Here is a 22,102-nt window from a genome sequence, read left to right on the forward strand (position 1 = left end):
GACACCGTGAACCGCTCGATTCCGGCTTGCGCCGGCCCCGTCCCCGATCCGGACGCATTCGCCGCGCCCCAGCACCCGCTGCTGCGCGATGCCCGCTTCCGCCAACTCGTCGCGCGCAGAAGGCGGTTCGCGTGGTCGCTGACCGCCGTCATGCTCGCGCTCTACTTCGCGTTCATTCTCGCGCTGGCGTTCTCGCCCGCCTGGCTGGGCCGGCCGATCGCGCCGGGCCGCACGACGACGTGGGGCATCCCCGTCGGCTTCGGGATGTTCGTCGCGACCTTCGCGCTCGTCGCGCTGTACGTGCGGCGCGCCAATTCGGTACACGACGCGCGCGTCGCGTCGATTCGCGACGGAGGCGGCCAATGAAGCGCGCCGCCACCATCGCTGCGTCGATCGTCGCGGCGGCCGGCGCAACGCCCGCATGCGCGGCCGCACCGGCCGTGCATGCGCCCGCGCACGATCCGCTCGCGATCGGCATGTTCATGCTGTTCGTCGCCGCGACGCTCGTCATCACGCGCTGGGCCGCGCGCCACAACCACAGCGTCGCCGATCACTACGCGGCCGGCGGCCGCATCACCGCGCTGCAGAACGGCTGGGCGATCGCCGGCGACTACATGTCGGCCGCGTCGCTGCTCGGCATCTCCGCGCTCGTGTTCACGAGCGGCTACGACGGGCTGATCTATTCGGTCGGCTTCCTCGCGAGCTGGCCGATCATCCTGTTCCTGATCGCCGAGCCGTTGCGCAACCTCGGCAAGTACACGCTCGCCGACGTCGTGTCGTACCGGCTGCAGCAACGCCCGATCCGCGCGTTCGCGGCGTCGAGCTCGATCGTCATCGTGCTGCTGTACCTGGTGTCGCAGATGGTCGGCGCCGGCAAGCTGGTCGAGCTGCTGTTCGGGCTGAACTACACGGTCGCGGTCGTGATCGTCGGCGTGTTGATGGTCGTCTACGTGTTCTTCGGCGGCATGCTCGCGACCACGTGGATCCAGATCGTCAAGGCCGTGCTGCTGCTCGCCGGCGCGGCCTTCATGGCGGTCATGGTGCTGAGCCGCTTCGGCTTCAGCCTCGACGCGCTGTTCGCGCAGGCGATGCGCATCCATCCGAAGCACGCGGCGATCATGCGGCCGGGCGGGCTCGTGTCCGATCCGGTGTCCGCGGTGTCGCTCGGGCTCGCGCTGATCTTCGGCACGGCCGGCCTGCCGCACATCCTGATGCGCTTCTTCACCGTCGGCGACGTCGGCGCCGCGCGCAAGAGCATTCTCTATGCGACCGGCATCGTCGGCGCCGGCTATGCGCTGATCATCGTGATCGGCTTCGGCACGATCGCGCTCGTCGCCGCGGACCCGCAGTATCACGACGCAAGCGGCGCGATCGCGGGTGGCGCGAACATGGTCGCGATCCATCTCGCGCACGCGGTCGGCGGCGACCTGTTTCTCGGCTTCATCTGCGCGGTCGCGTTCTCGACCATTCTCGCGGTGGTCGCCGGGCTGACGCTGGCCGGCTCGTCGGCGATCTCGCACGACCTCTACGCGAACGTGCTGCGCCGCGGCCGCGCCACCGACCGCGACGAAATGCGCGTCGCGCGCGCGACGACGCTGGTGCTCGGCGTGCTCGCGATCGTGCTGGGCATCGCGTTTCAGAAGCAGAACATCGCGTTCATCGTCAGCCTGACGTTCTCGATCGCGGCCAGCTCCAATTTCCCGGTGCTGCTGCTGTCGATCTACTGGCGCGGGCTCACCACGCGCGGCGCGGTAGTCGGCGGCGCGGTCGGCCTCGTCACCGCGGTCGCGCTGACCGTGCTGAGCCCGACCGTCTGGGTGCAGGTGCTCGGCCACGCGCATGCGCCCTACCCGTACGAGTATCCGGCGCTGTTCTCGATGGCGGCGGCGTTCGTCGCGATCGTCGCGGTGTCGGTGACCGACCGGTCGGCCCGCGCGCGCCGCGAACGCGAGCTGTTCGATCTGCAGCTCGTCGCATGCGAGTTGGGCGTCGTGCCGTCGCAGTACGACCATCACAACCTGGAGACGACACGATGACCTGTACCTGCTGCATGTCCAGCGGCCGGCGCCGCATGCTGGGCGCATTCGCGGCGCTCGCCGGCGCGGCGGTTGCCGGGCGGCCGGCGACGGCCGCCGAGCCGGGCTCGGTTTCATCGCTTGCATCGGCTTCATCGGCTTCATCGGCTCCATCCACGCCGCCCGCCGCCCACCCGCGCGCGATCGACATTCACGCGCACTACTACCCGGAGAGCTTCTGCTCGCTGGTCGGCGGCGAAGGCAAGCGGTTCGGCGGCGCGTTCACCTGCGACGACACGAGCTTCACGTTCCGCACGCCGGCCGGCGGCCTCGGGCCGCTGCCGATGAAGTTCATCGACGTCGACGCGCGGCTCGCCGACATGGACGCATCCGGCGTCGACGTGCAGGCGCTGTCGCTGAGCGTGCCGATGGCGTACTGGGGCGACCGGCCGTTCAACGCGAAACTGGCGCGCACCTGGAACACGGCCGCGTCGCACGTGCATCAGCGTCATCCGACGCGCTTCGTCGTGCTCGCGACGCTGCCGATGCTCGATGCGACCGACGCGATCGACGAGCTCGAGCGCGCGTCGCAGCTGCCCGGCGTACGCGGCGTCTACATGGGCACCAACATCGACAACCGCGACCTCGACGACCCGCGCTTCGCGCCGGTCTTCGCCCGCATCGAGCAGCTCGGGCTGCCGGTGTTCCTGCATCCGCAGCAGACGGTCGGAGGCGCGCGGCTCGGCGATTTCTATCTGAGCAACCTGCTCGGCAATCCGTTCGACACCGCGATCGCCGGCTCGCATCTGATACTCGGCGGCGTGCTGGACCGCCATCCGGCGCTGCATTTCACGCTGCCGCATGCGGGCGGCGCGTTGCCGATCCTGGTCGGGCGGCTCGATGCCGGCTGGAGCGTGCGGCCCGAAACGCGCCGGCTCGCGCAGCAGCCGAGCAGCTACCTGCGGCGCTTCAGCTACGACACCGTGTCGCATTCGGGGCCAGTGCTGAACTTCCTGATCGACACGGTCGGCATCGACCGGCTCGTGCTCGGCAGCGACTACTGTTTCGACATGGGCTACGCGCAGCCGGTGCGCTTTCTCGACCGGCTGGACCTCACCGCCGCCCAGCGCGCGATGGTGCTGGGCGGCAATGCCGGCCGGCTGCTGCGGATCTAGGCGCGGGCGTGGCGCGCGCCGCGCCGGGGCCTGTTCACCGGTCCGATGCGTTCAGAACGTTTCAGCCGGGCTTCAGGCCTTGATCGCGCCCCGTGCGTAGACTGCCATCCTGAGCCGCCGCGCAGCACCGCGCGTGCGCTCGTCATCGACTGCTGGAGTAATCACATGACCCCTGTCGCCCATCACCGGCGCGCGACAACCCGACCCGCACGACACGGCCTGCACGCGTCGTGCGGCGCCCCGACGCGCACGGAGCACGCATGAAGCACAAGCGACTCTGGATCGGCGCAGCCGGCATCGCGATCGCGGGCATCGCCGTCGCGATCGGCATCATGGTGCGGCCCGCGATCGCGCCGATCGATCCGCCGGCCGCCGCTTCGTTCGATCCGCAACTCGTGCGCGCGGGCGCGCGCGTGGTCGCGCTCGGCGATTGCGTCGTGTGCCACACCGCGAAGGACGGCAAGCCGTTCGCCGGCGGCCTGCCGCTCGCGACGCCGTTCGGCACGATCTACGCGACCAACATCACGCCCGATCCGGACACCGGCATCGGCCGCTGGTCGCGCGACGCGTTCGCCCGCGCGCTGCGCACCGGCATCGGCCGCAACGGCCAGCCGCTCTACCCGGCGTTCCCGTACATCCATTTCACGCGGATGTCGGACGACGACATCGCCGCAGCCTATGCGTACCTGATGACGCGCGAGCCGGTACACGCGAGCGCGCCGGCCAACGACCTGATGTTCCCGCTGAACTTCCGGCCGCTGGTCGCGTTCTGGAACGTGCTGTTCCTGCGTGAAGGCGCCTATCGCGCCGACCCGGCCCAATCCGCCCAATGGAACCGCGGCAGGATGCTCGTCGATGGCCTCGGCCACTGCGCGTCGTGCCATTCGCCGCTGAATGCGATCGGCGGCGAACAGGGCGGCCGCGCGTTCGACGGCGGCCTCGTCGACGGCTGGGAAGCGCCGCCGCTCAACGCGCTCGGCCACGCCGCGCGCCCGTGGACGCAGGCGCAGCTCGTCACGTATCTGCGCACCGGCCGCGCGAGCGAGCACGGCGCCGCAGCGGGGCCGATGCTGCCGGTCACGCGCGATCTCGCGACGGTGCCGGCCGACGACGTCGAAGCGATCGCCACGTACATCCTGTCGATCCAGAAACCGGCCGATGCGCGGGCGCGCGACACCGCGTCCGGGTCGGAACGCATCGCGAAGGACCCGGCCGCGCAGCGCGGCGCCGTGCTGTTCCAGGCATCGTGCGCGCAGTGCCACGGGCCGGGCGCGCCGATGCAGTCGATCGGCGAGCGTCCGACGCTCGCGTTCAGCACCGCGCTGAACGCCGATACGCCGCGCAACGCGATCCAGATGATGTTCAACGGCATCGGCTGGCACGGCGAGGACACGCTGAACTACATGCCGTCGTTCGTCGACCAGTACGACGATGCGCAGATCGCCGATCTCGCCGCGTACGTTCGCGCGGCATACACCGATCGCCCCGCGTGGACCGGTGCCGACGCGATGGCCGCCAAGCTCAGAAAAGAGGACACCGCTCGATGATCACCCTCACCGTCAACGGCGTGCGGCACACGCTCGACATCGATCCATCCACGCCGCTGCTGTACGCGCTGCGCAACGACCTGCACCTGCACGGCGCGAAGTTCGGCTGCGGGCTCGGCCAATGCGGCGCCTGCACCGTGATCGTCGACGGCAAGCCGACCTTCTCGTGCCTGATGCCGGTCGCCGCGGTCGGTTCGCGCAACGTGCGCACGATCGAAAGCCTCGGCACTGCCGAGCATCCCGGGCCGCTGCAGCGCGCGTTCGTCGAGCACCAGGCCGCGCAGTGCGGCTACTGCATCGCCGGCATGATCATGCGCGCGCAGGCGCTGCTCGAGCGCAATCCGAAACCGACGGAGCAGGAGCTGCGCACGCACATGGAGCCGAATCTGTGCCGCTGCGGCACGCACATGCGCATTCTCGCGGCCGTGCGCTCGGTCGCCGGGCTGCCGGCTCCGGAACCGGCTTCCGCTCCCGTCACGATCAGCAAGGCACTGTGATGAATTCCCACGACGACATCGACGAAGGCCGCCGGCATTTCATCGTCTCCGGCGCGCTGTTCGTCGCGTTTACGCTCGCGCCTGCCGCGCGTGCGGCGGCGCAGCTCGTGATCGCCGACGAAGGCGCGGCCGTTCACGTCGCCAAAGCCACGCAGGCGCTGGCCGGCAGTCTGAAGACGAATCCGCTGCTCGACGCGTGGATCAAGATCGCACCCGACGGCAAGGTGACCGTCTTCACCGGTAAGGTCGAGCTGGGCACCGGCATTCGCACCGCGTTGCTGCAGGTCGCCGCCGAGCAGCTCGACATGAAGCCGTCGCTGATCACGTTCCTGACGGCCGACACCGGCGCGTCGCCCGACGAGGGGTTGACCGCCGGCAGCCACACGATGGCCGACAGCGGCTCCGCGCTGCTGAATGCGGCCGCGCAGGTGCGCGCGCTGCTGGTCGAGGGCGCGGCGAAGCGCCTGGGCGTCGCTCCGAACACGCTGACCACGGCCGACGCGGTGATCCGCGCGCCCGACGGCCGCACGATGACCTACGGCGACGCGATCCGCACGGTCGACCTGCACCGCAACGCGGCGCCGACGTCGCCGCTGAAGAATCCGTCGACGTTCGCGGTCATCGGCACGTCGCTGCCGCGCGTCGACATTCCGAACAAGGTCACGGGCGGCGTCAGCTACGTACAGGACATGCAGCTGCCCGGCATGCTGCACGCGCGCGTCGTGATGCCGCCGGTGTACGACGCGAAGCTGCTGTCGTTCGACGAAGCCGCGATCCTGAAGCTGCCGGGCGTCGTGCGGATCGTGCGCAACGGCAGCATGCTCGCGGTGGTCGCCCAGGGCGAGTGGCAGGCGGTGGTCGCGCAGCGCGCACTGGCCGCCGGCTGCCGCTGGTCGCCGGGCCGCAAGCTGCCCGATCGCGCCACCGTCCACGCGGACCTGAAGCGGATCTCGACGCAGCGCATCGAAATCGCGAACACGCACGCGACGACGGCGCCGGCCGCGAAGACGCTGAACGCGACGTTCCTGAAGAACTATCTGCTGCACGGGTCGATCGGGCCGTCGTGTTCGGTCGCGCATCTCGAGAACGGAATGATGACGGTGTGGACCCATTCGCAGGGCGTCTACCCGCTGCGCGATGCGCTCGCGCAGATGCTGTCGATGCCGAAGGCGAACGTGCGCTGCATCCACACCGAGGGCTCGGGCTGCTACGGCCACAACGGCGCGGACGACGTGGCCGCGCACGCCGCGCTGATCGCGGCCGCGCTGCCCGGCAAGCCGATCCGCGTGCAGTGGATGCGCGAGCAGGAACACACGTGGGATCACTTCACGCCGGCGATGGTGACCGAGGTCAGCGCGTCGCTCGACGCGAGCGGCCGCATCGTCGACTGGAACTACGCGCTGTGGAGCAGCTCGCACAACGAGCGGATCGTCGACGCCGGCCGGCTGCTGCCCGCGCGCATGCTGGAGCCGCCGTTCGTGCCCGCGCCGTCGACGCCGATGCTGCAGCCCGAAGGCGGCGCCGACCGCAACGCGATCCCGCTGTACACGCTGCCGAACCAGCACATCGTCAACAACTTCTCGCCGACGATGCCGCTGCAGACCTCCGCAATGCGCTCGCTCGGCGCACACACCAACGTCTGGGCGATCGAGAGCTTCATGGACGAGCTCGCGCACGCGGCCGGCGTCGATCCGGTCGAGTTCCGGCTGCGCCACATGGACGACCATCGCGCGCGCCAGGTCATCAAGCTCGTCGCGACGCACTTCGGCTGGCCGCGGCCGCCGCGCGCGCGCAACCGCGGCGTCGGCTTCGCGTTCGGCAAGTACAAGAACCTGATGGCGTACGTCGCGATCGCCGTCGAGGTGTCGATCGTGCCGGAGACGGGGCAGGTCACGCTCGAGCACGCGGAAGCGGCCGTCGACGCCGGCCAGATCGTGTCGCCGGACGGCATCCGCAACCAGATCGAGGGCGGCATCGTGCAGGCTGCGAGCTGGACGCTGTACGAGGCGCTGAAATACGACACCGAGCGGATCCGCAGCTTCGACTGGAGCAGTTATCCTATCCTGCGTTTCTCCGCCGCACCGCAAAGCGTGAAGGTGCACCTCGTCAATCGTCCGGGCGCGCCGTTTCTCGGTGCGGCCGAGGCGTCGATGGGGCCGACCGCCGGCGCACTGGCCAACGCGATCTTCGATGCGACCGGCCAGCGCATGCGGGAGATGCCGTTCGCCGGCGACGCGCTGAGAAAACGCATCGACGCGTAGCGCGCCGCGCGACGCCCGACCTACCCGCGCCGATGGCGCCGGCGCGCACCGGCGCCACGCGCCCACCGCCTGGAGAACCCCGACGATGGATACCTTGCTTTCGATGCGCGTGTTCACGCGCATCGTCGAAACCGGCAGCTTCACGCGCGCGTCGGACACCACGGGCCTCACGACGCCGCGCGTGTCCGCGCTGCTGAGCGCCCTCGAACAGCACCTCGGCTGCCGGCTGCTGAACCGCACCACGCGCCGCATCTCGCTGACCGAGGACGGTCAGGCGTACTACGAGCGCTCGGTCGCGGTGCTGCGCGAGATCGACGACATGGAGGCGTCGGTATCGCACGCGCGCAACGTGCCGCGCGGCCGCCTAAAGGTGAACCTGCCGCCGGCGATGGCGCGGCAGGTCGTGGTGCCGGCGCTGCCGGAGTTTCTCGAAGCGCATCCGGGCATCATGATCGAGCTCGGCGTGACCGACCGGCAGATCGACCTGGTCGGCGAAGGCGTCGACTGCGTGGTGCGCATCGGTGCGCTCGACGACTCGGGGATGATCGCGAAGCGAATCGGCAGCCTGACCACCTGCACGTGCGCGTCGCCCGCGTACCTCGCCCGCTTCGGCGAACCCGAGACCGTCGACGATCTCGCGCAGCACGTCGCGGTCAGCCACATCTCGGCCGACACCGGCCGGCCGCGCGTGTGGGACTACGTGGTCGACGGCGAACCGCGCGTCGTGCAGATGTGCGGCACGGTGGCCGTCAACGATGCGGACAACTACATCGAGTGCGGCGTGGCCGGCATCGGCCTCATCAAGACGTCGCTGTATCTGGTCGACCCGTACCTGAAGTCGGGGCGGCTGCGCGAAGTGCTGACCGCATTCAACGCGCCGCCGCGGCCGATCTCGGTGCTGTATCCGCCCAACCGTCACATCCCCGTCAAGCTCAAGGTGTTCGTCGACTGGCTCGCGAGCCAGTTCGAGCGGATTCCCACCCTGCAGGGCCAGCGCGGCTGAACCCGCGCGGCGCGGCACCTTTGCGTGCCGCGCAACGCTCGATTGCGCGCCCGCTCGATTCCCGTTTTATCGAATGATCAATAGTATCGACGGCAATGCGGTGCATCGTCGCCCGCCGGGCCGACAGGCGCTGCCGGCGCGGTGATACGGCGCCCGCCCTTCCCTTTTTCAGGAGTCGACCATGTCAGCAGATTCAACGCCGCTCGCGGCGGGCGCGCACGGCGCCAAACTCACGCAGGGGCTGATCCTGCTGTTCGCGTTCAGCTGCGGCGCGATCGTCGCGAACCTGTACTACGCGCAGCCCATCACCGAACTGATCGCGCCGGGGCTCCACATGTCGGGCGACACGGCGAGCCTGATCGTGTCGCTGACGCAGATCGGCTATGCGCTCGGCCTGTTCTTCATCGTGCCGCTCGGCGATCTGCTCGAGAACCGCAAGCTGATGATCGTGACGGCCGTCGTGTCGATCGCGAGCCTCGCGGCGGCCGCGTTCGTGCACACCGCCGGGCTGTTTCTGGCGATCTCGCTGCTGATCGGCTTCAGCTCGGTGGCGGTCCAGATCCTGGTGCCGCTCGCCGCGCATCTCGCGCCCGATCATTCGCGCGGCCGCGTGGTCGGCACCATCATGAGCGGGCTGCTGCTCGGCATCCTGCTCGCGCGTCCGCTGTCGAGCGTGGTCGCCGACGCGTTCGGCTGGCGCTTCGTGTTCGCGGCGGCGGCCGTGCTGATGACGCTCGTCACCGCGGTGCTCGCGCTGACGATTCCGGCGCGCCAGCCCGACCATCGCGCGACCTACTTCGAGCTGATCGGCTCGCTGCTGCATCTGGTCCGCACGATGCCGATCCTGCGTCACCGCGCGTTCTACCAGGGCCTGATGTTCGCGTCGTTCAGCCTGTTCTGGACCGCCGTGCCGGTCGAGCTGACGCGCCACTACGGTCTGTCGCAAACGGCGATCGGCGTGTTCGCGCTGGTCGGCGCGATCGGCGCGACGTCGGCGCCGGTGGCCGGCCGGCTCGCGGACGCCGGCCATACGGTGCGCGCGACGCTGATCGCGCTGATCGCCGGCGCCCTCGCGTATGCGATCGCGCTGGTGCACGGCGCGGGCCTCTACGGGCTCGTCGTCACCGGCATCGTGCTCGACTTCGCGGTGCAGATGAACATGGTGCTCGGCCAGCGCGAGATCTATGCGCTGCATGCGGCGAGCCGCAATCGCCTGAACGCGCTGTACATGACGAGCATCTTCGTCGGCGGCGCGCTCGGCTCGGCGCTCGCGAGCCCGCTTTACGAACGCGGCGGCTGGCCACTCGTCGCGGCGGTGGCTGGTGTGTTCCCGGTCGTCGCGCTCGCGCACTACCTCGCGATCGGGCGGCCGCATGCGCGCCGCCACGCCCAAGGCTAACGGCGCGGACGTCACCGCGCCCAACATGAAACGAAAGGAGTCCACCATGTCTTCCCTGCTCAGTGCCTACGACCTGCGCGGCCTCGCGCTGCCCAACCGTGTCGTGATGGGGCCGATGACGCGTTCGCGCGCGCCGTCGCGCGGCCTGCCGACCGAACTGATGGCCGAGTACTACGCGCAGCGCGCGTCCGCCGGGCTGATCGTGACCGAGGCGACCAACGTCAGCACGGCGTCCGCGGCGTTCGAATCGACGCCCGGGCTGATCGACGATGCGCAGGTCGCCGGCTGGAAGAAGATCACCGACGCCGTCCATGCGAACGGCGGGCGCATCTTCGCGCAGTTGTGGCACGGCGGGCGCGTCGGCTCGCTGGCGCTGCTCGACGGCGCCGCGCCGCTGTCGCCGTCGGGCGTGAACGACGACCTCGAGCAGCTGCAGGTGTGGGCGCAGCTGCACAACGGCTATTACACGAAGATCCACGCGACGCCGTCGCGCGCGATGACGACCGACGAAGTGGTCGCAGCGGTCGCCGAATTCCGCCACGCGGCAATGCAGGCGATGGCCGCGGGCTTCGACGGCGTCGAGATCCATGCGGCCAACGGCTATCTGCCGCACCAGTTTCTGTCGTCGACGCTGAACCGCCGCGACGATCGCTACGGCGGCTCGGTCGCGAACCGCGCGCGCTTTCTCGAGGAGATCGTCGACGCGGTGGGCGGCGTGATGCCGCTGAGCCGCGTCGGCGTGCGCGTTTCGCCGTACGCGAAGTACAACAACGTGCGCGACGCCGATCCCGATGCGACCTACGCCTACGTCGGGCGCATGCTCGACGACGCGGGCGTCGCCTACCTGCACGCGGCCGACACCAACGGCTGGAGCGGCGAGCCCGATCTGCCGCGCATCGTCGCGCAGGCGCGCCGCTCGTTCGGCGGCACGCTGATCGTCAACGGCGGCATCGCGCCGGACGCGGCGAACGCGCTGCTCGATGCGGGCGACGCCGATCTCGTCGCGTTCGCGCGTGCGTATATCGCCAACCCCGATCTCGTCGAGCGCCTCGCGACGCGCGCACCGCTCGCGCAGCCGAAGTCGAGCGGCTGGTACGGCGGCGACCGCGCCGGTTACGTGGACTATGCGCGGCACGATGCGGCGGAAGCGGGGGTGTAGGGATGTGGGGGGCGGAGAGCGTGCAGTTACCCGTCGCCGCCCGCCCCATCCCGCGGCAGCCGGCCTTCGCCCGGCCGCACCGACGCCGTCACGCGTCGGTCCATCGCGCGCCCAGCACGCGCCCGCAGAAGTTCGGCCGATGAAAATCCGGGTCCGCGCGTTCGAGCACGTCGGCGCTCCACGTACCGAACGTCGACTGCGGCCGATGTTCGACGCCGCGCGCGACCGTGTCGAGAAACGCTTCGCGAAAACCGCTGCCGCGCGGGTACGCGGCCAGCAGCGCGGCCCGCTCGGCGGCCGTATAGGCGTCGAAGTCGGTCGCCATCAGATCGGTCGACACCGCACCGGCCAGCGCGCGCGCGAGCGGCGATGCGCGCACGGCCACGCCCGGCGTCGTATGCAGCGCGATCGCGTGCCACACGTCGTCGCGCATGCGCCGCGAGCGGCGATGCCGCAGCAGCAGCGCATGCGCGGCATCCGCCCCGTCGAGCTCGTAACGTGCGGTCGAGCGGCAGTACGCGTGGCTCAATCCCATGTTCACGTACATCGCGGCGACATACAGCGCATCGGCATCGCACGTGTCGCCCGCGCGCCGCGCGGCGAGCGACGCGAACACGAATACGCGCGCGGCGTGACCGGCGAGCGCGGCAGGCAACGATGCGCGCGCCGCGTCGGCCGCGTCGATCGCCAGCGGCGTGCGCGGAATGCGCACGCCGGCCACTTCGCCGCCGTCAGCCGGTGCGCGCGTGTGCGCAGCATTCATCTCGTCTCCTCATGCCCCGTGCACGGGGCGGAAAATCGTTCAATGCAACGCGCGGCCGCGCACGCGGCACGCCGGGGCGGCGCGCTAGAACGCGACGCAGCGGCAGCCGAACGCGTCGCAACGATCGCCGGCGGCGCTCGCCGTCGGGAAGCGCGAGCGCGCGAAGCGGCGTCCGTGGCCGCGGGTACGGCACGCGTCCATCCCCGGCTCGGCGCATGCGCCCGCCGCTGCCGACGCGCGCGCACGGGCTCGCGCGCCGCCCGCCGCATCGTCGGCGCCGCCGTCTGCGCCGCGGTCGGCCACCGGCGACCACGCGGGGCTGACGGGCGGCAACGGCGGCGCGAGCGACGCGAATTCGGCATCCGCGTGCACGACCTTGCCGTCCACGACCGTCAGCACCGACGACAACTGCGGAATGCGCGCGACGTCGATCGCGAAGTAGTCGTCGCTCAGCACCGCGAAGTCCGCGTACCGGCCGGGCGTCAGCGCGCCCTTGCGGTGCTCGTCCGCCGAGAACCACGCGCTGCCGAGCGTGTGGACGCGCAGCGCTTCCATCCGGCCGAGCCGCGCACGCGCGGGGTACAGCGGCGTGCCGCCGACCGAGCGCCCCGACACCATCCAGTACAGCGCGACGAACGGGTTGTAGCCGGCCGTCTGCGTCGCACCGGAGCCCGCGCCGACCGGCAGCCCGGCCGCGAGCATCGCGCGGATCGGCGGCGCGCGGCGCGCCGCGGTCGCGCCGTAGCGCGCGATGAACGCCTCGCCCTGGAACGCCATGCGCGGCTGCACGGTCACGCCGCCGCCGAGCGCTGCGATCCGGGCGATATTGGCGTCCGACAGCGTTTCACAACGGTCGAAGCACCAGCGCAAGCCGTCGAACGGCAGCTCGCGGTTCACCGCTTCGAGAACGTCGAGGAAACGGCCGATCGACTCGTCGTAGGTCGCATGCAGCCGGAACGGCCAGCGGTGGCGCACCAGCAGCCGCACGACGGCCGCGAGATCCGCCTCGAGCGACGCCGGCAGCTCGGTGCGCGGCTCGAGGAAGTTGCCGAGATCGACCGCCGAGAACAGCAGCCGCTCGCCGGCGCCGTGCGTGCGCAGGAACGCGTCGCCGTCGCCGGGCGCCGTCAGTGCGATCCATTTCGCGAAGTCGTCGACTTCGCGGCCCGCATGCCGCGCGCCGAGCGCGTAGGCGATGCGCGTCGTCAGCTCGCCGCGCCGCGCGAGCGTCATGACGGCCGCATAGTCGTCCGGATAGACGAGGCCGTCGCCGCCCGCGTCGATCGCGCTCGTCACGCCGACGCGATTCAGCGCATGCATGAACTGTTGCGTCGAGTTGAGCCGGTCGCCGTCCGACAGCGCCGGCGCTGGGTCGAGCGCCGCGCTCAGCACGGCCGGGTCGGGCCGCGCGAGCAGCAGCCCGGTCGGTCGCCCGTAGCGGTCGCGCCGCAGTTCGCCGCCGCCCGGATCGGGCGTGTCGCGGTCGTAGCCGAGCGCGCGCAGCGCGGCCGCGTTCAGCCACGCGCTGTCGCCCAGGTGCTGGACGAACACGGGCGTATCGGGCGCGATTGCATTGAGCTCGGCCAGCGTCGGCCCGCGCTTTTCCGCGAACTGCAGCGCGCTCCAGCCGCCGGCGACGCGCACCCACTGCGGCGCAGGCGTGCGCCGCACCTGCCGGCGCAACCGGTCGAGCGCGTCGGCGAGCGACGGTATGCCGTCCCAGCGCAATTCGAGGTTGAAGGTCTGGCCGCCGCGGATCGCCTGCAGATGCGCATCGACGAGGCCGGGAATCACGGTGCGGCCGTGCAGGTCGATGCGCGTCGTGGCGACGCCCGCATGGCGCAGCACGTCGCGATCGTCGCCGGTCGCGACGATGCGCCCGTCCTTCACCGCGAGCGCGCTGACGAACGAGCCCCGCTCGTCCTGTGTCGCAATCTTGCCGTTGAAGACGACGAGATCCGCCGAGTGCGCGGGTTCCGTCGCTCTAAGCACTGTCGGGCCTCCGGTGCGCGGCGCGCCGCGCGGTCCGCGGCTCGTACGCACTCGCCAATGCGGCCGGCACGCGCACGGCGGCACGCATACCGCCCACCCACAGCGGCCCCGCCGCCCCGAATGCGCGCATCGTCATGCCCCCTGCTGCGCCGCGTCGACGGCGTCGTGTCGGGCGCGCGGGCGGGACGGCACGGGCGCCGCGTCCTGACGCACGAAACTCTGCACCCGCAGCAGCCGGCGCACGTCGTGCGCGCGCGAGCGCGGGTCGAAGTCCTGCACGATGCCGGCGACCAGCGTCGACGCCTGCGCGGTACGCCCGCGCTCGATCAGGTGATCGGCGAGATCCAGCGAGCTGCGCAGCGCCCACATCCCGGCGCCCTGCGCGTTCGCCGTCTCGATCGCCATCTGCAGATGACGCTGCCCGTCCGCCTCGCATGCGACCGAGAGGTCCGCGCCGACGGTACGCGCGTGCTCGAGCATCGCGACGCCGCGCACGCGCAGCAGTTCGGGGACGAACAGGTGCTCGCCATGCGCGCGGCAGCGCGCGAGCGTCGCGTCGAGCAGCGCGCGCGCCTGCGCCGCGCGGCCGGTGCGCACCAGCCCTTCCGCATACGCGACGTTCAGCGGCGCGAGCAGCCTGCGGAACCCGCTCGCGTCGACACGCTGCAGCGCCGGCTCGAGCCGCGCGAGCCCCGCGCCCGGATGGCCGGCCTGGATGTCGAACTGGCCGGTCAGGCATTCCGCGTGGCTGCGCCAGATGTCGAAGCCGTGCGCAGCGGCGCTCGCGCGCAGCGTCGCGAGATAGTCCGACGTGATGTCGTGATCGCCGTAGCGCAGCGCGATCGGCACGGCGGCCGCGCCGAGCACGATGCACAGCGCGAGCGGCGAGCCCGCGCGGCGTGCGCACTCGACCGCCTGCGCGGCGAAGCGCATCGCGGCTTCCGGCTCGCCCTGCATCCACACGAGCCGCGTGAGCATGGTGCGCGCGAGCGTCGCCACGTCGACGCCGAGCGCCGCCTGCGCGCACGGCGGTTCGCCGGCGTCCGCGAGGCCGGCCGTAGCCGCCTCCAGCCGCTCGCGCGCCTGCGCGTGCTCGCCGAAATAGTGCAGCGAGGTCGCGACCATCGCATGCGCGAGCAAGCGCTGCGACGGGTCGCCGCGCCGCTCGGCCGCGCGCTCGAAGCGCATCGCGTAGCGCAGCGATTCGTGGATATCGGACAGCGTCAGCATCGTGTTCCACAATCCGACCAGCGCGCGCGCGTCGAACGCGTCGTCGCCGCTGCGGGCCGCGAGGCCCAGCGTGCGGTCCCACATCGCGGCCGCGGCCAGCGCATCGCCGTCGGTGTGCAGCACCGCCGACGCGCATGCAGCGCGCAACCGCATCTCGCGGCCCGCGTCGAGCGGGGCGGCGGCGCCTGCGTCCAGCGCGTCGAGCAGCTGTCTCGCGTGCGCGGCGGACTCGCGCATCCGCGCGGGCTCCTGCAATGCGTGCGTCAACAGGTCCGGGTCGGGGTCGGGAATGGCGGCGGCCGGCGGCGCCGGGTCGGTCGTGGCTTGGGCTTGGGCTTGGGCTTGGGCTTGGGCTTCGGCTTCGGCTTCGGCCGCTGCCATGATCCGGGCTTGCGCGTGGGCCTGCGCATGGACTTGCGCATCCGCCCGCGCATCGTCCGCGTGCGCCGCGCGCCCGTCCGCGTCCGTGTCCGTGCCCGCTTCAGCGCCGACACCCACACGCGCCGGCGCATGTTCGCGCTCGTACAGCGCGTGGCGCGCGGCGATCCGCTCGAACTCGCCCTCGTTGTGCAGTTTCTCCAGCGCATAGGCGCGCGTCGACTCGGTGAGCCGGTAGCACACGTATGCGCCATGGAATTCGACGCTCACCAGCGATTTCGCGACCAGTTCGCCGAGCACCGCGATCGTGTCCGACGCCGACGTGTCGGGCTCCGCGGCGACCGCGCGCGCGGCATCGAACGAGAACGGCCCGATGAAGCAGCCCATCCGGCGAAACAGCGCACGCGCGGTCGGATCGAGCAGCACGTAGCTCCAGTCGAACGTGGCGCGCAGGGTCTGATGGCGCGGCAGCGACGACCGCAGGCCGCCGGTCAGCAGGTTCAGCCGGTCGTCCAGCCGCGACGCGACGACCGCGAGCCCGAGCGTCGCCACCCTTGCCGCGGCCAGCTCGATCGCGAGCGGCAGCCCGTCGAGGCGCCGGCAGATGTCGCCCATCAGCCGCACGGCCGCTTCGTCGATCGGGCACTCCGGCGCGGCGGCGCGTACGCGTTCCAGGAACAGCGCGACGGCCGAGCACCGGGCGATTTCGTCGAACGACGCATCGCTTGCCGGCACCGCGAGCGGGCTCATCCGCAGCACCGCTTCGGCCGAGATGTGCAGCGGCTCGCGGCTCGTGACCAGCACGCGCAGCGACCCGGCAACGGAGGTGAGGGTTTCGACGAGCTTCGCGACCAGATCGACGATGTGCTCGGCGTTGTCGAGCACGAGCAGGCTGCGCGACTCGGCGAACGCGGCGCCGACGCACTCGACGGCCGGTATGCCGTCGACGTCGAGCCCGAGTTCGGCCGCGATCGCGATCAGCATGTCGTCGTGCGTCGACGCGGCTGCGAGCTCGACGAACAGCACGCGCTCGCGTCCGTGGCAGCGCGCATCGTGCGCCACATGCGCGGCGAGGCTCGTCTTGCCGATGCCGCCCGCGCCCACGAGCGTGACGACCGGCGTGCGCGCCAACATGGCGACGATCTGCGCGAGCTCGGCATCGCGCCCGACCAGCGGCGGGGTCGGCACGGCGTGGGAGGCGTCGGGCAGCGCGGCGAGATCGGGGGCTGCGGACTCCACGAGCGCAACGGATCCAGCGGGCGCAGCGGCCGCGGACATGCCCTGCCCAGGCTCGCCGCCCTCTGGGACGTCCGGCGCCGGCCCGGCCGCGGCCGACGCGCTCGCGACGAGCAGATAGCCGCGCCCGGGAACCGTCTTGATCAGATCGCGATTCGCGCCGAGCGCCTTGCGCAGCGTCGCGACGTGCACCTGCAGCCGGTTTTCCTCGACGATCAGGCCCGGCCAGACCGCATCCATGATGTCGTCCTTCGACACGACCGAACCGCTCGCGCGGTGCAGCACTTCGAGGATGTCGAGCGCACGCGCGCCGATGCGCAGCGACGCGCCGTGACGACGAATGTCCCGCTGCTCGAAATCGACCGACAAAGTACCGATCTGGATCATGGCCGCCTCCGGGTACCTCAGGATGACCGCCGCATGAGCGCGGCAGCTCACGCGGCAGGAAGTCGGAGCCCGGCGCGCGATCGCGCCGGGCGGGGAAATATCGAATTGACGGCCCAGTGTAAAAGGACGTCCGGCGGAAATCTTGAAGAAAAATGCGCTGCACGGGTGCCGGCGCGCCGCTCGGCGCGGTCACTTGCGTGTCGGGCAGCGCCGCTATACTGTGCCGGGCCCCGCGCACACGTGCCCCGCGCGGGCGTTCGGGCGTGCGGCCGTCGCGCCCGCGCATCGAAAGCCGATCGTCAGGGTCGCGAGCGGACCTTTGTACAAATTCATTTTGAATGCACGCGTGCCCGTATAAACTCGACTCGTCGTAACGCGCCACGAGTCACTCGCAGGAAAATCCATGCCCGACCTCGTCATCGCAGCGCCGGACGCCCCGGTCGCGCCAACGCCGAAAGACACGCTCGGCTGCGCGGCAAGCCTGCTGTCGAAGGACATCGAGACGGCCGCCGGCGGCCTGAAGCTGCACCGCAAATGCATGCGCGAGGCGCACGTCGAGCATATCGACATGCCCGCATGCGATCGCGGCTTCCTGGTCGGCGTATCGCTGAACGGCGGCCACCGCCGCACGCTCTACGGGCGCGCGGGCGCGAGCGAGCGCCGGTTCCAGCAACACTCGATCTACATTCGCGACTTCTCGCGCCATTTCCGCGCCGACCTGTACGGTAATTTCGACTTCGTGCTGGTCGAGCTGCCGCCCGCGTATCTCGAACGCGTCGGCCGGGAGCATGGCGGCAGCGCGGTCGGCGGCCTGACCTCGCGGCCCGACGTGCGCGACCCGGTGCTCGGCCATCTCGCGCACGCCGTGGCCGACAGCCTCGACGCGCCCGGGCCGCTCGATGCGCTGTTCATCGAGCAGATCGGGCTGGCGATGGGCACCCATCTGCTGCGCCGCTACGGCGCTGCGCGCGTGCGCGACCTCGAGCGCAAGGGCGTGCTGTCGCCGGCAAAAGTGGCGCTCGCGAAGGAACTGCTGATGGAAAAGGCGAACCTCGGCGTGTCGATCGAGGAAGTCGCGAACGAATGCGACCTGTCGCGCGGCTATTTCATCCGCGCGTTCTCCCGCACCACCGGCCGCACGCCGCACCAGTGGCTGCTCGAACAGCGCGTGACGCGGGCGCGCCATCTGATCGAGACGTCCGACATGACGCTCGCCGAGATCGCCGCCGATTGCGGGTTCTCCGACCAGAGCCATCTGAACCGCGTGTTCCTGCGCGTGATCGGCCATCCGCCCGGCGCGTGGCGCCGCGCGCGCTCGCGCTGATCGCGTCGGCCTGGCAACGGCGTCGGCGCGCAGCGCGCCATGCGAGGCTCATGAAACAGTTCAACGTCGACAGCGTGGCCGAGCTGCTGCGCCTCGCGCCGTCGAAGAAGCGGGCCTGACGTTGCGCGAAGCCGTCAGGCGTGCGCGTCGCAGAATGCACGCGCACACCTCACAACCCTCCTCCCACCCCGCCCCTGAATCGTCCTGAAGATCGCCCACGCCGCCGCTGCGCCCCACGCAGCCGACGCTAGAATGCGAACCGCATGCAACGCGACGTTGCGACACGCACGAGGGCGACCCGATGGACAAATTCTCCGCACTGCGCGCGTTCGTTGAAGTGGCCGAAGCCGGCGGTTTCTCGAGCGCCGGACGGCGTCTCGAACTCGCCGCTTCGTCGGTGGTGCGCGCGGTGGACGCGCTCGAGGCATCGCTCGGCACGGTGCTGTTCAACCGCACGACCCGGCAGGTCACGCTGTCCGATGCCGGCGTCGTCTACTACGCGCGGGCGAAGCGCGTGCTGGAGGAACTGGCCGATGCGGATGCGCTCGTCGCCGACCGCGGCAGCGAGCCGTCCGGGCCGCTGCGCGTGTCGGTGCCGGTCGCCTACGGGCTGCGCCGCATCGCGCCGCACGTCGCGGCGTTGCTCGCGCGCCATCCGAAGCTCGACATCGACCTGCAGCTCACCGACGAACGCGTCGACCTCGTGACGAGCCGGATCGACGTCGCGATCCGGCTCGGCGACGCGGCGCCGAGCGCAGACGTCGTCGCGCGCCCGCTCGGCACGTTCCGGCGCCACGTGGTCGCCAGCCCAGGCTATCTCGACGCGCATGGCACGCCGGCCACGCCCGGCGACCTGGTCGACCACGCGTGCCTGCGCTTTCACTTCGGCGTCGACCAGCAGGCGTGGACCTTCGTCGGCGCGCAGGGGACCACACAGGTCGTCGTCGCCGGCCGGCTCAAATCGAATCACAGCGAAGTGCTGTGCGAAGCCGCGCTCGACGGCGCGGGCATCGCGCTGCTGCCCGACTGGCTGGTCGATGCGGACGTCGAGGCCGGCCGCCTGCGGCGTCTGTTCGACGACTACGACGTCACGCCCGGCGCCGCACGCGCGGTGATCACCGCGCTGTACCTGCCGAACCAGCGCGGCTCGAAGCGCGTCGCCGCGTTCATCGACTTCGTCGCCGCGCTCGCCCGCGCGCCGGCATGACGCGTCCCGCGTCACACGTCGGCCGTCACGCGCGTTACCAGCCGAACTTCGCTTCCATGCCGACGTAGTCGGCATTGCGCGCGCCGAGCGCGCGAATCGACGAGCCGAGCTCGAAGTGCACGGCCTCGAGCGCGAGCGCGAGGTTCGCGTTGACCAGCCAGTCGACGCGCGCCTGCGCGTACATGCCGGTCCACGCGCCGCCCTTGCCCGCCGTGCCCGGCACGGCCGACATCCCCTGCCCGTAGATCGCGTCGGCCGTGGTCTGCCGCCACTGGAAACCGACGGCCGTGAGCACCGTGACCGAGCTGGACGGCTTGAACGTCAGCGACGGCTTCACGTGGATCAGGTTGCTGTACCCCGTGTAACCGGCGAGCGTGAAGTAATAGCCGTTCGGAAACATCGGGTTGAACGTGCCGACGCGGTGGTCGCCCGGATGCGCGTCGCCCGACGCGCCGTCGACCTGGATGCCGACGCGCGGCGTGCCGGGCGTCTTCGCGAACGTATAGCCGCCCAGTGCGCCGAACGCCCACGCGCCGACCGTGTCCTGTCCGACGTGACCGGTCTGCAGCATCGCCTCGACGTCCCAGTCGAGCGAGTCGGCCTTGCCCGCGTAGCGCACGTCGAACACGTCGCGGCGCTCGGTGCCCGCCGCGTCGGCGAAGCGCGCGTTGTCGCGCGTATAGCGCGACCAGTACGCGGACAAGTCGCCGGGCCCCGTGCCGTTGCGCTCGACGCGCACGCCGTCGAAGCGCAGATGGCGGTTCGACACGTCGTCGAACGCCGCGTCGTCGCGGTACTGCACGGGCCGCGTCACATAGCCGATCAGCCGCCACTTGCCGATTTCATAATCGGCCCACAGGCCGTCGTAGGCCTGCCGCACGTTCGGACCATCGCGCACCGACACGAAGCGCTGCAAGTCGAACGCCATCTCCTGCCGGCCGATGCGCGTCTTGACCGTGCCGGGCCCCACCTGATCGACGTACGCGACGAACGCCTGTTCGAGATCGAGCTGATCCTTGTCGACCGGGCCGACCGTGTTCTTGCCGAACGGCCGCGCGTCGACGAACTGCACGAACGCCTGCAGATGGCCGCGATAGCGCAGGTCCGCATGGACGTTCGCGCGCTGGATCACGTAGTTGTCGTCGTGCGCCGCGCCCAGCCCGAACAGCGGCGCATTGTTCAGCTCGAAGCGCTCGCGCAGGCTCGCGCCGAGCGACAGGTAGGTCGACGGGTCGTCGCCGAGCGGCACGTATTTCAGCGAGTCGAACGGCTTGCGCGGCACGCACGGGTTCGCGAGCACCGACCAGTCTTCCTGCCAGCGGTTGAACAGCACGACGGGCCGCTTCGCGGTACACGTCGCAGCGGCCGCGGCTGCGGGTGTCGCAGCGGGCGTGGCGGCCGGTGCGGCCGCCGGGGCCGTCGCGTCTGCCGCTTCGGCGCCGGCCGCCGCGCCCGCGTGCAACGCGACGCCGCCCGCCAGCACGACGCACGGCAGCGCGCCGCGCCACGCTCGGTTCATCGGGCGGCGCACGGTTATTTCGTCCGCGCGTGGATCTCGGCGACGTAGCCGCCGGGGAACTGCACCAGCGCCGCCTCGCGGCCGTCCGATGCGAACGGCGGCACGAGCACGGTCACGCCGGCCGCTTCGGCCTTCTTCAGCGTCGCGGCGAGATCGGTCACTTCATAGCCGGTCATCTCGCGGCCGAACGGATAGGGCAGATGGCCGTCGGTCGCCAGCACGGTCATCTTGCCGAAGCCCGATTCGATCCGGATGCGGCGATACGTGTCGTTCGGCCGGCCGATCTCGACGCCCGGCGCATGGCGCACGTCCGACACGATCTTGCCGTGCGAGAACGCGACGAAGTCGCGCGCGAGCTTGCTCGCGCTTTGCGGCGACACGTACACGCGATTCTCCGGCACCGTCTGCAGCGGGTCGTAGTTCGGCGCCTGCGTGTGCCAGTAGAGCTGCATGTTCACGCCGCCCGGCCAGCGGACGATCGCGTCGCGCCCGATCGGATCGGGGAACGTCGCGACGATGACGTCGGCGCCGTGCGCGCGCGCCGACTTCACCGCCACGTCGATGTCGCTGACCAGATAGCCGGTGCGCTCGTCGCAGAACGGATACGGGATCGGCGTCTTGAAGCCGAACACCGAGATCGTGCCGACCGGCGTCAGCACGAGTTGCGACATCGTCTGGCTCGGCGTCGGCGTGACCTGGAACACGCCCTGCTGCGATTTCTTGCCGCCGAAAGTCGCGACGAAGCTGTCGGTGAAGCGGTCGAAGTCTTCCGGCGCCACGCACACATGGGTCGTGTCGTACTGCGGGCCTACGGCGACGGCCGGCAGGCGCGTCGAGGCGGCCGGCGACGCGATGTCGTCGAGGTGGGTTTCGTCGGCATGGGCGGGCGCGCCGACCAGCAGCGCGGCGAGCACGGCCGACGCCGCGGCGGTCGAGCGCAGCATGCTGCGCAGATTCAGTGAACTCATCGGGTTTCTCCTTGATGGTGACGCGCGCGGCGTGGCGCCGCG

General features: G+C 70.9%; 16 protein-coding genes. 11 read left to right on the forward strand and 5 right to left on the reverse strand.

The genetic code is table 11. From position 1 onward, the window contains the following. Positions 1-6 precede the first annotated feature (6 nt). The 9 genes from AK36_RS28895 (at position 7) to AK36_RS28935 (ending at position 11,056) form a co-directional block, all read left to right on the forward strand. Positions 7-366 (forward strand): DUF485 domain-containing protein, encoded by a 360-nt coding sequence (locus AK36_RS28895; protein WP_011880436.1) that lies wholly within the window; start codon positions 7-9, stop codon positions 364-366. Continuing rightward, a complete protein-coding gene (gene actP / locus AK36_RS28900) occupies positions 363-2,036 on the forward strand; it encodes a cation/acetate symporter ActP (RefSeq protein WP_011880437.1) in 1,674 nt (557 codons plus the stop codon). The genes AK36_RS28895 and actP overlap by 4 nt, the downstream gene beginning before the upstream one ends. Then, positions 2,033-3,190, forward strand: a complete 1,158-nt coding sequence (locus AK36_RS28905) for an amidohydrolase family protein (protein WP_045579818.1) — start codon at positions 2,033-2,035, stop codon at positions 3,188-3,190. The genes actP and AK36_RS28905 overlap by 4 nt, the downstream gene beginning before the upstream one ends. A gap of 260 nt (positions 3,191-3,450) precedes the next feature. Continuing rightward, positions 3,451-4,737 carry a c-type cytochrome gene (locus AK36_RS28910; RefSeq protein ID WP_011880439.1) on the forward strand — a complete coding sequence of 429 codons (1,287 nt, stop codon included), beginning with the start codon at positions 3,451-3,453 and terminating at the stop codon, positions 4,735-4,737. Beyond that, the gene (locus AK36_RS28915; RefSeq protein ID WP_011880440.1) at positions 4,734-5,234 is read left to right on the forward strand and encodes a (2Fe-2S)-binding protein; all 501 of its coding nucleotides are present in this window, start codon (positions 4,734-4,736) and stop codon (positions 5,232-5,234) included. Before AK36_RS28910 ends, AK36_RS28915 begins: the two co-directional genes overlap by 4 nt. Further along, entirely contained in the window at positions 5,234-7,495 is a 2,262-nt protein-coding gene (locus AK36_RS28920; RefSeq protein ID WP_011880441.1) for a xanthine dehydrogenase family protein molybdopterin-binding subunit, read from the forward strand. Before AK36_RS28915 ends, AK36_RS28920 begins: the two co-directional genes overlap by 1 nt. Before the next feature lie 85 nt (positions 7,496-7,580). Beyond that, complete coding sequence (locus tag AK36_RS28925; protein ID WP_011880442.1) at positions 7,581-8,498, forward strand: LysR family transcriptional regulator; 918 nt, start codon at positions 7,581-7,583, stop codon at positions 8,496-8,498. A gap of 181 nt (positions 8,499-8,679) precedes the next feature. Continuing rightward, a complete protein-coding gene (locus AK36_RS28930; protein WP_011880443.1) occupies positions 8,680-9,897 on the forward strand; it encodes an MFS transporter in 1,218 nt (405 codons plus the stop codon). 46 nt (positions 9,898-9,943) lie between these two features. Continuing rightward, complete coding sequence (locus tag AK36_RS28935; RefSeq protein WP_011880444.1) at positions 9,944-11,056, forward strand: alkene reductase; 1,113 nt, start codon at positions 9,944-9,946, stop codon at positions 11,054-11,056. A gap of 88 nt (positions 11,057-11,144) precedes the next feature. Here the strand turns inward: AK36_RS28935 and AK36_RS28940 are convergent, their stop codons facing one another. From AK36_RS28940 to AK36_RS28950, 3 genes are all read right to left on the reverse strand, one after another. Then, positions 11,145-11,819 (reverse strand): hypothetical protein, encoded by a 675-nt coding sequence (locus AK36_RS28940; protein WP_011880445.1) that lies wholly within the window; start codon positions 11,817-11,819, stop codon positions 11,145-11,147. A gap of 84 nt (positions 11,820-11,903) precedes the next feature. Next, a complete protein-coding gene (locus tag AK36_RS28945) occupies positions 11,904-13,811 on the reverse strand; it encodes an amidohydrolase (protein ID WP_045579819.1) in 1,908 nt (635 codons plus the stop codon). 132 nt (positions 13,812-13,943) lie between these two features. Next, entirely contained in the window at positions 13,944-17,042 is a 3,099-nt protein-coding gene (locus AK36_RS28950; RefSeq protein ID WP_045579820.1) for an ATP-binding protein, read from the reverse strand. A 403-nt stretch (positions 17,043-17,445) separates the two neighbouring features. Between AK36_RS28950 and AK36_RS28955 the strand changes: the two genes are divergently transcribed. Continuing rightward, positions 17,446-18,366, forward strand: a complete 921-nt coding sequence (locus tag AK36_RS28955) for a helix-turn-helix domain-containing protein (protein ID WP_011880448.1) — start codon at positions 17,446-17,448, stop codon at positions 18,364-18,366. Between the two features lie 301 nt (positions 18,367-18,667). Next, positions 18,668-19,573: a LysR family transcriptional regulator gene (locus AK36_RS28960; protein WP_011880449.1), complete on the forward strand. Its 906-nt coding sequence runs from the start codon at positions 18,668-18,670 to the stop codon at positions 19,571-19,573. Between the two features lie 34 nt (positions 19,574-19,607). Here the strand turns inward: AK36_RS28960 and AK36_RS28965 are convergent, their stop codons facing one another. Continuing rightward, a complete protein-coding gene (locus tag AK36_RS28965) occupies positions 19,608-21,092 on the reverse strand; it encodes an alginate export family protein (protein WP_011880450.1) in 1,485 nt (494 codons plus the stop codon). Between the two features lie 14 nt (positions 21,093-21,106). Further along, positions 21,107-22,060: a VOC family protein gene (locus AK36_RS28970; RefSeq protein WP_011880451.1), complete on the reverse strand. Its 954-nt coding sequence runs from the start codon at positions 22,058-22,060 to the stop codon at positions 21,107-21,109. Positions 22,061-22,102 lie beyond the last annotated feature (42 nt).

The sequence above is a fragment of the Burkholderia vietnamiensis LMG 10929 genome, assembly GCF_000959445.1.
GTDB classification, from domain to species: Bacteria; Pseudomonadota; Gammaproteobacteria; order Burkholderiales; family Burkholderiaceae; genus Burkholderia; species Burkholderia vietnamiensis.

Coding starts and splice junctions, on each gene's coding strand:
- actP (WP_011880437.1), top strand. CDS start 363: ATGAAGCGCGCCGCCACCATCGCTGCGTCGATCGTCGCGGCGGCCGGC.
- AK36_RS28935 (WP_011880444.1), top strand. CDS start 9,944: ATGTCTTCCCTGCTCAGTGCCTACGACCTGCGCGGCCTCGCGCTGCCC.
- AK36_RS28950 (WP_045579820.1), bottom strand. CDS start 17,042: ATGATCCAGATCGGTACTTTGTCGGTCGATTTCGAGCAGCGGGACATT.
- AK36_RS28920 (WP_011880441.1), top strand. CDS start 5,234: ATGAATTCCCACGACGACATCGACGAAGGCCGCCGGCATTTCATCGTC.
- AK36_RS28955 (WP_011880448.1), top strand. CDS start 17,446: ATGCCCGACCTCGTCATCGCAGCGCCGGACGCCCCGGTCGCGCCAACG.
- AK36_RS28965 (WP_011880450.1), bottom strand. CDS start 21,092: ATGAACCGAGCGTGGCGCGGCGCGCTGCCGTGCGTCGTGCTGGCGGGC.
- AK36_RS28905 (WP_045579818.1), top strand. CDS start 2,033: ATGACCTGTACCTGCTGCATGTCCAGCGGCCGGCGCCGCATGCTGGGC.
- AK36_RS28915 (WP_011880440.1), top strand. CDS start 4,734: ATGATCACCCTCACCGTCAACGGCGTGCGGCACACGCTCGACATCGAT.
- AK36_RS28925 (WP_011880442.1), top strand. CDS start 7,581: ATGGATACCTTGCTTTCGATGCGCGTGTTCACGCGCATCGTCGAAACC.
- AK36_RS28940 (WP_011880445.1), bottom strand. CDS start 11,819: ATGAATGCTGCGCACACGCGCGCACCGGCTGACGGCGGCGAAGTGGCC.
- AK36_RS28930 (WP_011880443.1), top strand. CDS start 8,680: ATGTCAGCAGATTCAACGCCGCTCGCGGCGGGCGCGCACGGCGCCAAA.
- AK36_RS28960 (WP_011880449.1), top strand. CDS start 18,668: ATGGACAAATTCTCCGCACTGCGCGCGTTCGTTGAAGTGGCCGAAGCC.
- AK36_RS28970 (WP_011880451.1), bottom strand. CDS start 22,060: ATGAGTTCACTGAATCTGCGCAGCATGCTGCGCTCGACCGCCGCGGCG.
- AK36_RS28910 (WP_011880439.1), top strand. CDS start 3,451: ATGAAGCACAAGCGACTCTGGATCGGCGCAGCCGGCATCGCGATCGCG.